9 protein-coding genes and 1 pseudogene are annotated in these 14583 nt (G+C 44.0%); 3 read left to right on the forward strand and 7 right to left on the reverse strand.

Annotation, left to right across the window (positions count from 1 at the left end):
* Positions 1-690, forward strand: a pseudogene (locus A8806_RS26330) (hypothetical protein); the annotation flags it as partial.
* 84 nt (positions 691-774) lie between these two features.
* Here A8806_RS26330 and baiCD read toward each other — a convergent pair.
* On the reverse strand, positions 775-4245 hold the full coding sequence (gene baiCD, locus A8806_RS22710; protein ID WP_109733459.1) for a bile acid Fe-S flavoenzyme BaiCD: 3471 nt from the start codon (positions 4243-4245) through the stop codon (positions 775-777).
* Between the two features lie 137 nt (positions 4246-4382).
* Here baiCD and A8806_RS22715 point away from each other — a divergent pair, with 137 nt between their 5' ends.
* Entirely contained in the window at positions 4383-5396 is a 1014-nt protein-coding gene (locus A8806_RS22715) for a helix-turn-helix domain-containing protein (protein ID WP_109733460.1), read from the forward strand.
* A gap of 41 nt (positions 5397-5437) precedes the next feature.
* Here A8806_RS22715 and A8806_RS22720 read toward each other — a convergent pair whose 3' ends face one another.
* The 5 genes from A8806_RS22720 to A8806_RS22740 all read right to left on the reverse strand — a co-directional run bounded on the left by A8806_RS22720 (position 5438) and on the right by A8806_RS22740 (position 12096).
* Positions 5438-6388, reverse strand: coding sequence for a putative ABC transporter permease (locus tag A8806_RS22720; protein WP_109733461.1), 951 nt, complete (start codon positions 6386-6388; stop codon positions 5438-5440).
* 96 nt (positions 6389-6484) lie between these two features.
* Positions 6485-7759, reverse strand: coding sequence for an ATP-binding protein (locus A8806_RS22725; protein ID WP_109733462.1), 1275 nt, complete (start codon positions 7757-7759; stop codon positions 6485-6487).
* Between the two features lie 2 nt (positions 7760-7761).
* Complete coding sequence (locus A8806_RS22730) at positions 7762-8472, reverse strand: LytR/AlgR family response regulator transcription factor (RefSeq protein ID WP_109733463.1); 711 nt, start codon at positions 8470-8472, stop codon at positions 7762-7764.
* Positions 8473-8564: 92 nt separating this feature from the next.
* On the reverse strand, positions 8565-8969 hold the full coding sequence (locus tag A8806_RS22735; protein WP_109733464.1) for a hypothetical protein: 405 nt from the start codon (positions 8967-8969) through the stop codon (positions 8565-8567).
* On the reverse strand, positions 8956-12096 hold the full coding sequence (locus A8806_RS22740; RefSeq protein ID WP_109733465.1) for a glycoside hydrolase family 3 C-terminal domain-containing protein: 3141 nt from the start codon (positions 12094-12096) through the stop codon (positions 8956-8958). The genes A8806_RS22735 and A8806_RS22740 overlap by 14 nt, the downstream gene beginning before the upstream one ends.
* Before the next feature lie 225 nt (positions 12097-12321).
* Here A8806_RS22740 and A8806_RS22745 point away from each other — a divergent pair, with 225 nt between their 5' ends.
* Complete coding sequence (locus tag A8806_RS22745) at positions 12322-13623, forward strand: alpha/beta hydrolase (protein WP_109733466.1); 1302 nt, start codon at positions 12322-12324, stop codon at positions 13621-13623.
* Here the strand turns inward: A8806_RS22745 and A8806_RS22750 are convergent.
* Positions 13620-14579 carry a glycyl-radical enzyme activating protein gene (locus tag A8806_RS22750; protein WP_109733467.1) on the reverse strand — a complete coding sequence of 320 codons (960 nt, stop codon included), beginning with the start codon at positions 14577-14579 and terminating at the stop codon, positions 13620-13622. The two genes, A8806_RS22745 and A8806_RS22750, sit on opposite strands and share 4 nt — an antisense overlap.
* Between the last annotated feature and the right edge of the window lie 4 nt (positions 14580-14583).

Raw genomic sequence — 14583 nt, forward strand, 5'->3', positions numbered from 1 at the left:
AATATCATGCGTAAAATCCGGATGATCGTGATTTATACGGCGGACATAGCTCCGGGACAGACAAGGCCGAATCTGGATATTGGCTGTCTGCAGTTCCAGTTGGAGGAGGCATTTCTGACGGAACTGGATTCCATGAAAATAGAAGACGGAATCAGACAGAAGCTTAACCGCGGGGAGCCTTTAACGGCGGAGGAACAGATGCAGTTTATCATACTTCCGCTGACGCACCAGGGGAAGGAAAAGAAAGAAGCGTGTATCCGGCGCTGCTTTGATTTGGCGAAACAGGTGGAGGACGAGCAGGCGCAGGTATTTATACTTTCCGGTATACTGGTATTTGCAGATAAGGTGATAGATAACGAAGATTCTAAGGAAATGAGGGATTGGATTATGATGACAAAGGTATCAAGATTATTTGAGGAAGAGAAGATCGAGTATGGGAAAAAAATGGCTGCGGAGGCAGCTGAAAAAGCGACTAAAGCTACGAAAGAGGCCGCTGAGAAAGCAGCTAAGAGGGCCGCTAAGAAAGCAGCTAAGAGGGCGAAAGAGACCACCGAAAAAGCCGCGAAAGAAAATGAAACTGAGATTGTAAAAAGAATGCTGGCTAATAATATTCCTCTGGAACAGGTGAAAGCGGTCGTGACTATTTTGACGGAGGATGAGATAAATAACCTGCAAAAGGAAATATTATAAAATAGAGTTTCGCCTGCGAAACATAAAAGACAACCAAATGGCCGCATATCGTAGCTTCTGATATTGCGGCCATTTGGTTATTAGTTACAGCTCTAATTTTTTCTTTAATTCGTTTGCAACTTCATAGGCACTGAATTTCATTGGAATGATATAATTGTCTTCCTTTCCATGAAGGGGTGTCCAGACCTGTGCATAGAAGGGATTCTTTTTTGCAATATCACCATAGTGCCATGTATATGCCAGACATTCCGGGCACCAGTGCCCCCCGTGCAATACTGCATTCACAGACATCTCGAATATATGCCCGTCTGCACATTTCCATTTGACCGGTGTGTAGATATCCTCCGGTGTTTTTTCTGCCAGGCACTCTCCGCCGCGGAATGCGGCCGCTTTCCGGAGGTCTTCCAGTGTCAGGTTTTCTATTCCTTTCTCTTCATCATATCCGTGGTCCAGATAAGCCGGTTCTTCGTCTGGGTGGAAAAGTTCTACATCATCCCAGCTCTTAACTGCCGCACGCTTTTCTTTGGAACCATAGAATGCTTTGATCCAATCTTCATCATTATGTTCCAGTGCATAATAGAGTCCGCCCTCTTTCTGTCCGATTTCCTTATTATGAGCTTTCATCTGTTCAGCTGTAGGGAACATCGCGGCAATCATTGGATTTGCTTTCATTCTGCGCATTTCTTCACGGACGCCGTTCCAATATTGTTCACCCGGAATACAGCGGAAGTGAAGGATATCATCCAAAATGTGGCTGTCCGAAAAGTAGTGTCCGTGGAAATTATAGAATGGTACTGCATCTGCATCAAACAGATCTTTGACACTGATGCCGAATGCCTCTAAGTTAATATCCATGAGTTCCCACATTGTCAGACGATACTCAGGCCCACTGCTTAAATTGTAACCTTTTCGCCAGAAAGTTTCCGGTACCCAGTCCTCACAGATATTGGCCATGCAAATTCCTGATTCAATTGATGTGCTCCACTCTAACACATTGTTAACCGGCTGGTGGAAAATAATAGGCTCTTCCCCGCTGCCTTCTGTACTTGGATGCTGTCCTGTTTGGCGAATGGATACCCAGTACTTCAGCCCTGATTCAAACACTGCCAGCTCGGAAAATACCTTTGATATTGCATAATAATCGAAGATGGACGGATTAACCGGATCACCAACTCTTCCCCAGTGAATCGGATAGGTCCGCGCTCCTGTCTCTGCAACGGTACCTATATATACAAAATGCACTTTGTCCGGATCTGGTTGTTCTTTTATCGCTTTAATGATATTCATAGTGGAGCCCATATTCGTATAAAGCGTCTGTTCCGGGTATTTATCTGCTGCCGGAGATACCATCGCACCAATATGGAGCACATAATCAGAACCATCTACCAGTCTTTTAATATCCTCATAATTTGCCAGATCTCCCCAGATAACTTCCAGATTCGGGTCTGCAAATTTTTTCATCTTTTCCTTATTAACTGCGGACGGTCTTGCAAAAGCTTTCACTTTAAACCGATTTCCCCGGCTTAAAAGCTGTTTCAGTGTTTCCTGCCCCATTGTACCTGTAACGCCTGTTACTGCAATTACCTTTTTAGGTTTACTTACGTCGGAATGTACTGCCGGATCGTCAAATGTGAGTGCCGCATCAAAGGCCTCCCGGGTAGCATTTAACGCTCTTCTTGCCATGCCCGCATCACCGATTACCATATAACCTGCACCGATTTCTCTTGCAGCCTCTTCCAGTTCCTTTCCGCAGCGGGATTTAGAGCCAATTGCGAGAACTGCATAGTCACAGGGATATTCCACGGTCTCTCCGTCTTTCTGGCCAATCACTCTCCCCGATTCAATGGCTGTAACGGTCACTTCTGTAACTGCATGTATCCCCAGTGCGGCGATACTCTCCGTAACACAGAATTTCCTTGCCATACCCAGATCCGCACAATATTCCTTCAACATTTCAAGAGCCGTAACCTGACATCCTTTTTCTGCCAGATATTCAGCCGCTTCCATACCGACCATACCTCCGCCGATAATAACCACACTGCCTTTCACTTTTGCAGTGCCGTTCAGCACATCATGGGCATTGACAACAAATGGCTGTTCAACACCCGGTATTTGGGGAATGAGTGGTTCTGCTCCAATTGCATTAAATACCGTGTGTGGTTTAATTTCTTTGATTAAATCGGCAGTGACTTTTGTATGGAGCCTGATTTCAGCGCCAAGTTTTCGCGCTTTTTCACCCATATGGATTACTTCTGCCTTCATTTCTGCCTTGCGCGGTGCTTCTCCTGCTGTCAGGAATTGTCCGCCGAGTCTGTCGGATGCTTCACACACGATTGCATGATGTCCGCGCTGCTTCAGGACAATTGCCGCTTCCAGCCCCGCAATACCTCCACCGGCAATAAGAACCGTCTGCGGATTATCTGTCTTTTCAATCCGGCAGGTCAGTTCTCTTCCAAGAGCAGGATTTCTCAGGCAGGTGACCTGTGGACACTCCGTATCTGCAAACCCGTCCAGACACCCCTGGTCACACCCGACACAGTAATCAATATCGTCCACATTTCCTGCTTTTGCCTTGTTCATAAATTCCGGGTCAACATATTGGGCGCGCCCAAGGACAACCATATCCACCTTATCTTCTTCCAGATATTTCTCTGCAAGCTCTGGTGTATTGATACGCCCTACACCAATCGTAAGCATACCGGTCTCTTTACGGATGCGCGCGGCGTTTTCAATATTAAAGCCTTGTGGAATGTCAATCGGAGGTACTTCGTATTTATTTGCAGGAGTAATAATATTACCACGGGAGACATCCAGCACGTCCACGCCTGCTTCTTTTGCCATTTTACAGAATGCAATCGTATCCTCAATCGTCATTCCGTTTTCCAGATAATCATCATGGGCATCTATCCTCATAAAAAGCGGCATATCCTCCGGCATATTTTCCCGGATTGCACGAATACATTCCAGTGGAAACTTTGCACGATTTTCAAGACTGCCGCCATATTCATCCGTCCTGTGGTTCAGGCCGCCGGAAAGGAAGGAATGCGGCAGATAGTTATGTGCACAATGAAATTCTAAGCAGTCAAACCCCGCTTGTACTGCACGCTTTGCAGCCTTCCCGTAACATGCAATAACCTCCTGTATCTGTTCGACCGTAATTCTCGGAAGTGTAATTCCCGGTCCCATCGGTGTATCACTGGCCATAAGAATCTGGGCAGTTTGATCCATTCCCACGGCAAGACTTCCCTGCCAAAGCTGGACGCCTGCTTTTCCGCCTTCTGCGTGAATTGCATCCGTCAGTTCTTTCATCCCCGGAATGTACATATCCTCGCTCAGAGAAAGAAACTGCCTCGGAGCACTCGGCGTATGTACACTGGAAACTTCTACAATATTCAGTCCGCTGCCCCCTCTGGCACGGAGTCTGTGGTATTCAATAAGTGTCGGTGTTACAAAACTGGCCTTTCCAGAAAATTTGGTTCCCATCGCCGGCATAATCCCACGATTTCTAAGCTCCATGCCGCGAATTTTAATCGGTGTAAATAGTTTTTGAAACATAAGTATCCTCCTTTTTCATTCTCGTATCTACATTTCTATACTTAACTATATACCGTTCACTATATGTACAGTCAATTATCGGCTATAATATATTCATTTTCCATACAGTTATATGTACGCTTTTAAGGAGATGTGGTATGAAACTAAAAGAAATATGTAAAAAAACAGGGATTTCCAAAAGAAATGTACACTTTTATATTAAAGAAGGAATTCTGAACCCGTCTGTGAATCCTGATAACGGTTACTATGAATTTTCCGAAGGGGATTATCAAAAATTAGTTTTTGTCCGTCAGATGCGAAATGCAGGTCTCTCTTTGTCCAATATCCGTTCCCTGATTCATACTCCCCTGACAGCAAGCCACTATCTGAATCAATATGTAAATCAATTAAAACAGGAACAGCGCCACATCGAACAAACCTTAATCAGTTTAAACCATATTTTATCCGAATTGCCTATTCATCCGGATTTTCCGGCTCTATACAGTCTGTGTATAGAATCCGGAATCCCGGAAAAGCCAAAGGATCTCGCCGCAGAGGATATGAATGACTATCGTAATATTACAACAATAAACCGCTATTTGTGGGCAGCTTTTCTTCCTCAAACAAAGTTTACCGATTATCAGGAATTTCTCTGGGCCAAAGTAAACCGTCTCACTTTAGAGCATCCGACGGAGGATTATCAACGCCTCCGCAACTTTTTGAACAACCTGCCTTCGGCACAATTTGACCAGCTTTTCTCACAGCAGTCAGAAAGATATTCTTATATATCTTCACTAAAACCAGACGAATACAAGGACTGCTCAAGAGAAATGATTGTTTATTTAAAAGAGGGGATTAAAAATCCCCGGAATGTTCAGTTCTGGAAACAATATTATGCTGATTTTTTCTATCCGACAGTGATGCTCCATGATTCCGAATTCAGCCGGATTATTATGGAACTCAGCCCATTTTACAGAGAATATGTGTTTAATATTGGCAATGTATGTAAAATGACATATCAGTATTTATTGTCAGACGAGGGGAGCGATTTATACCGGCAGCTTAAAAATACCTACGGAGATAACCTTCAATTAGAAACCGCAAATCACGGGATGTTAGAGGGTTTGGTCAATCTCTCAGATTTCTCTGAGCAAATGATATTAAGCGATTGATCTTTAAAACATTGCTCGTCGGCTTCTACTTTCTTGTTTCATTATCTTACATGATATAATTTTTTCCGGTCTTCCAGATACTGTTTCTTCTCCTGAATCTCTTTTTGCAATTCCTCTATCTCTTTATTATATACAGTATTCTCTTCCAGATGTAGAATTAGCTGGTCTTGTTTTTCTATAATTTCCTCTTGTATTTGAGCGGGTGTTACTTTCATCAGCTCAAAACTATATGTTACCTCCTGCTTAATGCGGTCCAGATTATCGGCCGTTTCCTGCTGGATACGTTCCATTTCTTCTTTAATTTCCTGCAGTCTCTGATTGATACGGTCAGTCCGGTAGATGACATCCGGATACGCATCCGCAATTCTCTTGTAGAAAATCGATTTATTGCTCATAAGAAGCTTAATTTCTTTGCTTATACTCTCCGTATTGTCAGCTTCACTATTTTCTACGCTGCTTTTCACAAACTTCATGACAAAATGAGAGGTCAGATAATCTGCAGACATAACAAGTATAATTATAATGGTCAGCGTATATAGGCCTCTCACTGGAATCCGGTCAAACAGGGAATACATAATTGGATTGATTACCTCAATCACCAATGTGCCCCCGATTCCAAACAGAATCAGATTCCCAATCCAGATACGTCCATGAAGATTCATTGGTTTTGTACTATAATCCCACCATCTGGCATGAAACCTCTTTTCCAGATAATAACTGACTGCATATTCCAAAATCCCGCAGCCAATAAAGGAAATACTGAATGTTGTTCCAACAGATGACTCCACACCAGATAATATACTTACCATTACTGTAATAAAAACAATACCAGAACCATAAATTGGACAATAGGGGCCAATTAAAAACCCCCGATTTATAAAATGATGATATTGTATGTATTTAAGAACCACTTCCATACACCAGCCTAATATTGAAAATACAAAAAATAATAAAATTAAGTAACAGATTTGCTGTAAAAATAAATATTCCATTATCAATTTATCCCTTCTCTTATGGTGTGTACGATAGTGCTATTTTACTTCCATTGTCTCCTATACAGATAATATTGTCAACGTAATCATCTGCTCTTAATATGGGAAAATGGTATCCAGGCTAAAAATTCTATCCTTAAGACTCACTACAATATTCCCGCCATATTTCTCTACCACATGCCGGATACTTTTGAGTCCGAATCCGTGATAATTAGCATCGCCTTTTGTACTCAGCGGAAGTCCGTTCTGAAAACGCAGCTCTTCTTCACAGTAATTTTCTATATGTATCCCCAGCACGTCCTTCCTTGCATAGCCGATCAGGCTGATAACTCTCTTTTCATCGGGTAGGTTTCTGGCACATTCTATGGCATTGTCAAGGGCATTGCCGAAAATAGCCGCGATATCGCCGGGGCTGATGTGCTCCAATTTTGTTCCGTCTACCATATAGGAAAACTTGATATGATATCTCTCACACAGCAGATTTTTCTCAGATAAAATGATATCGAGCGGTCTGCAGCCTGTCTTTGCCAGTCCGTCATATATATCCACTGCCTGCCGGATTTCCTCCAGTTGGGACTTGTCTGTATTTTCTTTACTCTCTAACTCTAAGATACGATGTTTCAAATCATGACACTTCATATTAATGATTTCTACTGTCTGGCGGGACAGGTTATATTGCTTTTCATTTTCTTTCAGCAGTTGTTCCAAAGCTGCTTTTTCCTCACCCAGCCGGAACTGTTCTAAAAATCCAAACTGTACGAACAGGCTTAAGATACAACAGAATACAAACGGTGCGCGGCAGACTACCATCAAATCCAGTCCTTCTTTGATCAGCCTGTCCTGCAGAACCCAGCACACAATTAAAGCCATAAAGGTCATTGCCAGAATTTTTTTCCTGTCCGTGCTGATGTCCGGAAGATTCTCGATTCTTTTGACACAGCAAAAATAACAAACAAGATAGACGATTCCGAAGACGAGGAACATTTCCCATGAGACCATCTGGAATGTAGTTCCAATCAATCCACAGAATATGACATTCAGGTTATTTGCAAGATTCTGCACTGTAAATGCCCCTATAGTGCAGAACAAAATATCTGCAAAAGAACGCTTAAAACACAAGAACATATAGAGCAGTAAAAACAACAGAATCAGTATGGTCCGGAATCCGGTATAATACTGCATTATGAAAGAAGGCCCTAACACAGAAAACAGATAAAAAAGCACACCGCCGCCCGCCAAACGCAATATAAAATGCTTTCTTTTTTCCATATGGCAGAAAAAGAGAAACTCCGCCAGCAATAACTGCAGAATAAAGCAGGTGATATTGATGAGATGTTCTGAGTTTATTCCTAACACCTGTAAAATAAACATGTTTAATATCCTCCTCTGTTTATATAGGTTGTCATCTTGTCAAGAAAGGATTTCTTATAGGTACGTGAGATTCTAAGCTCTACATCATTTACTTTCACAAATTCACTCCGAAAGCAGGTGATACAGCCCATGTTCACACAATAAGATTTACTGCAGCAGCTAAACCTGTCCTCAGGCAGTTTTTCCATAAAATCTGACATAGTACTCCGGATTTTAAATTCTCCGCGTTCTGTATGCAGGAACAAATAATGCTTATAACTTTCAATGTATAAAATTTCATCCACATCCAGCTTCATGTTCCCCTCGTCGGCAGGAATAAATATATATTTACTCTGCTGCCGATCACAGATACGGATGACTTTGTCCAGCTTCAGTGAAAAATTAAAATATCCAACCGGCTTCACCATGAAATCCAGCGCCTGTACTTCATACCCGTTAATTGCATACTGTGCCATGTTTGTAATAAAGATCAGGCATACGTGCATGTCCATCATGCGCAGTTTTCTGGCTGCGTCCAGCCCATTCAGATGAGGCATCTCGATATCCATTAAAATCAGGTCATAGCAGGCTTTATACTCGCTGATAAATTCCAGGCCATCCCTGAAATACTCCGTCGTGATTTTTCTCTTTTTTTCCTTTTGATAGCGTCCGATATAGTCCTCTAACATATCCACACTATTTTTATCATCTTCCACAATGGCAATCCGAATCATATTCCCCTCCAGGCCGTAACATTGTTAAATCAGGAAATGTCAGGGCTCCAAAACCGGAACCCTGACACCATTGTACCATATCTTTCTGACGACTACATTGCTTCTTTTTCGAATCCGTGGTAAGACGCAATCCAATACATGATTAAAGAAATCAGCATGAAAACTGCTGAAAATACGTAAGACTTCACTGTCTCAAATCCGTACAGCCCGGATACTACATAACCAAGGGCATCTACCTGTGTTCGGAAGCTTAACACAAGCGCGGCTGCCACAAGAACGGCATCAGCCATTATCACCAGATTCACCGCTTTCCTCCCTCTTACAAATGCCAGAAACACAACTGCGGCGGCCTGAAGCAAAACGACTGCTGCCAGTAATGTCATAATAAGAGGTTCTGTATTCTTAGCCTGCCGGTACACAATGATGCCTGCCAGCGCCAGTACAGCTCCCAAAATACTGAAATAAAAACCAATTGCTTTATTCTCAAGATATTTCATTTACGATCTCCTCCTTTTTCTTACCTTTTTGTACAGAAGCTTTGAAAAACAAGAAAGCGAACACGAATGTCAGTACACCGAAAGCAATCTGCACTCCCAGCAGTGTTCCCTGCCACCAGGTCATAACCTTTACATAACGGGTAGAACTTGTAATCGAATTCATCGTATTACTTTTCACGGTATTGTAGACAAAATATTTTATGTTATCTTTCATTCTCTGCTGGAAAACTGCATCCCCTGCGATCAGTTCCAGATTCTCTTTGGAAGTCATGGAGCCAATCTCCGAGGTTTCATATGCGGAAGTTGTCAGGCACCCGCCGCCTCCTCCAAATATATTGTCTCTCCAGTTCATGTAATCCGCACCATTGACCATATCGGTTACGGTATAGCCTTCATATCCCCATTCCTCACGTGCAATCTGCATCTGCAGCCCTGCATGGGCCCCGGAGAAAACAGAGCCTACGCGGTTGAAACCAGTCATTACGCCCTGTGCATAATTGTTGGACATGACACCCTGGAAACACCGCAGCTCGTTTTCCCTTGCAGCCTGTTCTGTAAAGAATGTCGACGTACCGGAACGATTCAGTTCCTGATGGTTAAATGCATAATGCTTTGGCATCATCATTATTCCCTTACTTTGTCCGCCCCTGCACACCGCCTGCCCTAACAGGTTTGTCAACATTGCATCCTCTGAATAGTACTCATGGTTTCTGGAGCAGTAAGGAGACCGGTGCAGATTCAGTCCTGGTCCTGCAATAGAGTTTACATTCGCCCAGAGACCGTCTTCCCCGAACAATTCTCCTTCTCTTTCTGCAAGTTCCTTGTTAAATGCTGCCGCAACAACAGGTTCTGTAGGCATAGAACTCATGGAATACTGTGCGTAAGGATTGTCCTCTGGCACATAAGTCGGCTCATCTTTATTCGCATCTGTCCATCTGGTCTTATAACCTGCGATCTGGTCATAGCTGAAACCGATTGGGCCATCGTACCAAATTGCTTCTGTCAGGCCAATGGAATCTAATTTTTCAAAATTCTTGTCTCCGGCTTTTTCGAGGAAATTTGCTGCTTCCTCCATAGTCAGCTGATCCAGCAGTTCGTCCCACTTAGGATCTGACAGCGGCAGTACCCCCTGATAGTTTCCGTCACCATCTGTGATAATAAAATCTACGGCACGCAGTCCGTTATCTGCACCCCATGTCACATCACCCGCACTGCCATTTCCGGTAAGTTCATATGTAGAATTCGTCAGACCCTTCATCATTTCCTCGGTCGGAGTCAGTCCTTCTACACTTTTCCAGCCTTTTGACCAGTCTGTTCTGGTTGTATATTCTGCCGCATCCGGAATCTGTTTATTAATATCCGCATCCTGAAGTGTGTTCTCCACATTCACGGAATATGTCTCCTGATCTTCCTGCAGCGATACCTTTACAACATTTTCTTTTTTTATTGTCTCATCCGTAGTTATCCGGGTCAAATTATCCGTTGTTCCGGTTTTATCCGCCAGAATATTGTTCAATGCCTCATGGGCGCCATTCCCGACGGTAAAATAATATTCTCCTTCGTCCAGAACCCATGCACCCTGTGTGCCATTTGCTTTCACGGCATCTTCGTCATAACTTGCCAGATACTGCGGGTCAAAAGTGATCTCCAGCGTCTCGGATTCACCCGGTTCCAGCACCTTCGTTTTTCCAAAATCCAAAAGCTGTACGGCTGCCTTTTCTATGCCATTTTCCGTATACGGAGTCTGGACATAAAGCTGTGCCACGTCCTTGCCAGCCACGTCGCCGACATTGGTCACTGTAACTTTTGCCATACATTCTCCGCCTATGGATACATCAACCGACTCCAGCTTCTGCTCAAATTTTGTATAAGAAAGTCCGTAACCGAAGGGATAGGTGACTTCATCCTCATAACTCCATGCGTTTCCGGTAGAAGCGCCTTCCGGTGAATCCGCATTTCCTTGTCCGAGAACTGTATCTTCATAACGTGTCTCATAATATTTATATCCAACATAAATCCCTTCTGTTTCTACTACATACCAGTCTGCCTTATTCGTCTCGGTAAGCTCTGCGTCTGCTCCCGCTGTAGAATTGTTACTATATAAATACAGGCCGAAATTGTTCATAGACGGGGAAGAAGTAGCATTGGATGCATAGGTATCAGAAATATGGCCCGATGGATTCACATCCCCGGAAAGCACATCGCATACCCCCAGAAATCCATTCATTCCCGGCAGTCCTGTCCAAAGGATGGAGTCAATGTCCTGATCCTGTTTCAGTTCTTCAATTTCCATAGGCATATCTGAATTAATCAAGACAATGACTTTCCCATTGCTGTTTTCCTTTGCCAATGCAATCATTTCCCTCTCATAAGCAGAGATAGCCAGCGGGCGCTCAAAGCTGTCCCCATTGGGATCCTTCATATTGATGCTGTAGTCAGCCGCTTCGGAACTGTCACGGGATAAAACAACGACCGCCGTCGTGTCTTTGGCAGATGCCAGCACATCATCCGTGTACAGACTGCCCGGTGCCTCTCCTACTAAGTAGCTGTCTGCCTCTTTATAAGATGCTGCAAAGGCAGGTGATAGACTGTGTCCCGGAACTTCATTTCCGAAGAAGGATGCCTTGCGGTAATAAGGCGCACATACATCACTTGCGTAAAATGCTTTCATACTCTCATTTACCTGAAAGCCCCTCTCCTCCATAGCCTCCTCAATTCCATAGGCGGTCTGTCCATGCTCTGCATCTGCCACAACAGAGGACCCGATCAACCCTGCCAGCCCGGGAAGGTGGCTGTTCAGCCCCCATAAAGTCACTTTCTCTGATCCTTTATCTAACGGAAGGGCCTGATTCTCATTTTTGAACAACACAGATCCCTCCGAGGAAATCTCTGCGGCCAGTTCTTCTTTTGCCTTTACCAGTTCTTCCAGACTGTCAAATTCGGAATCGTAATAGATACCGTCGCCGCTGCTTTCAGACTGCTCCATCCGATACCCGGTCGTCCCCAGCCGCGAATTAATAAAATCTGCTCTGGTATTTGCAATAGAGCCCCCGCCCACAGCAACTGCCAATAACGAAGCAATAACGGTTGTCAGGCACCGCCAGCGTTTTTCTGCACTTTGTTTCATTTCCTTTTTCCTCCTTTTTGCTTTGGTTTTCCTACCTTGTGCCCATTGTAGCAGGAAAGCACAGCCGTGCACGTTTCAGGCAATTTTGACCAAAAATCCGGCAAAAATGACATTTACAATCCGATTATGCCAAAAATGCGGTCACTTTTGCCAGCAACAGCATACCGCGGCGGTTTGTGATACAATGTCTATGTACTATTTCATTGAAAGGAAAAATAAGAAAGTATGAAAGACAGAAATATTATTTTACAGAAACTTACGACAATTGCCTTTGCCGTAATACTTCTGGCAGGGATTTATATTATAATAGAACAGCTGTTGCTGAAAGAAATGGTTTCCGCTCTGAATATTTGTTTCGTTGAATCTATACTATGTTTGACTGCCTATTGTGCATGGAAGAGTCATGTTTCCTATATATTTCTCCCAGCAGCCATCGGCAGTGTTATTTTATTGTTCTGCACCTGTTTTCTGGGAGTCACCCCTATAGATAAACGTTATCTGGTACAGGCTGCCGCCGCAATTACAGCCCTGATATCCGGCACCGCAGTCTGGCTGCCCAAACGCAGAGTTTTGTCCCTCCGGTCTGTACCAAAAGGCGCTGCCGCTGCCGTACTTCTTCTCACAGCATTTTCTCTCTGCTTTTGGGGCATCAATACATATCTGCACAAACAAAACATGACAGGTGCAGGAAAAAATATCTGGGCAGTACCTTCCGTATATGACCATACACCGGAAGAACAGGCCGGAACTCTTGAGAAAATCGATTACCAGACCAAAGCCTATGCCACCGATCACAGAACGGTAACAAAAAGTGCATATGTATATCTGCCCTTCGGCTATGATCCTGAGAAATCTTATAACATACTTTACCTGATGCACGGGACCGGTGATGACGAATCCTACTGGCTGGAGAAAAATGCCTATAACAAACTTATGGTGGACCGGATGACGGCGAATGGCATTATCGGGCCTATGATTATCGTAACACCAAGCTTCTATGTAGAAGACGACTGCGCCGGTGATTTGGACCAGCTCACTTATTCCTTTCAGGACGAATTGCGAAATGACCTGATGCCAGCAGTGGAAGGCACCTATTCCACCTATGCCGAAAGCTGTGATACGGATGGCTTTACCGCCAGCAGGGACCACCGGGCTTTTGCCGGATTATCCAGAGGAGCTGTAACAACACTCCATTCCGCCCTGTGCGGCAGTTTGGATTACTTTTCATGGTTTGGCGCATTCAGCGGCAGCCGGACAGACGGAGCCTATTTGAAGGAAACCATACAAACGGACAGCCTGAAAGATTACCCTATCCATTGTTTCTATATAACCAGTGGCAGCTATGATTTTGCACTTTCAGGTCAAATCGCGGATTACCGCTCCATACTGGATACAGAACCACGGCTAAAAGAAGGCGTAAACACCACTTTTGACGTGTTTCCCATGCGCTACCACTCCACAGGGGCATGGCATCTGGCTTTATATAATTTCCTGCCGCAGATATTTCTTGACTCTTTAATTAATTAAAATTTACACATTTCCACTCCGCAGCTGCCTGCCACCATATTTAATTTCTCCATTTTTTCATCAGACAAAGCGGCTGTTTCTCCCATGTCATACTCCCTTCCCAATGCCTGATACTTGCCTCGTCCCAGCTTATGGTAAGGGAGCAGTTCATATCCGGCCACGCTCCCTTTTGCACCTCCTATAAATGTCCCAATCCTTTGTATCTCATCTTCGGAATCGTTAAACCCCGGAATAACAGGTGTTCTGGCTACTAATTCAAAGGAATACTTATCTGCCAGTTCTGCCATTAAGCAAAAATTATCCAGAATCTGTCTGTTCCCAGAACCTGTCCATAACTTATGTTTCTCGTCATTCATAGATTTTAAATCGAAAAATACCATATTTACATAGGGTGCGATACTTATTATATCTTCTGCCTTCCCTGTCCCGCATGTCTCAATTGCTGTATTTATCCAATTAGCCTGAAGAGATTCAAGTAATGCAGCGAGAAAATCCGGCTGTGACAGAGGTTCCCCACCCGAAACAGTCACGCCGCCCCCGCTTTTCAGATAGAAAGCCATATCCCGTTTTGCCCGGGTGACTACTTCTCCTACTGTCATCCTTTCACCGCTTATTTTTCTGCATCCTGCATAACATTGAGCCACACATGGAAATGTAGTATCCCGGTCTGCACATTTTCCGCAGATTTCCCGGTCAGGCACAGGGGAATCTGCAAGCGCGCCATAAGGACAACTTTCTATGCACGCACCACATGCGATGCAGGTATCCGGGAAAAACATCAGTTCACGCCCGGACTTTTGTGTCTCAGGGTTACAGCACCACCTGCACCGCAGGGGACAGCCTTTTAAAAATACAGTCGTCCGCACTCCTAAACCGTCATTCAGGGCATAACGCTCAATATTTGCAATCAGGCCTGTTCTTTCTTCTATGCTCTTATTTATTCTGGTCTGAACCATCACT

Origin of the sequence: Faecalicatena orotica, from assembly GCF_003149245.1 — a bacterium.
GTDB classification, from domain to species: domain Bacteria; phylum Bacillota; class Clostridia; order Lachnospirales; family Lachnospiraceae; genus Faecalicatena_A; species Faecalicatena_A orotica.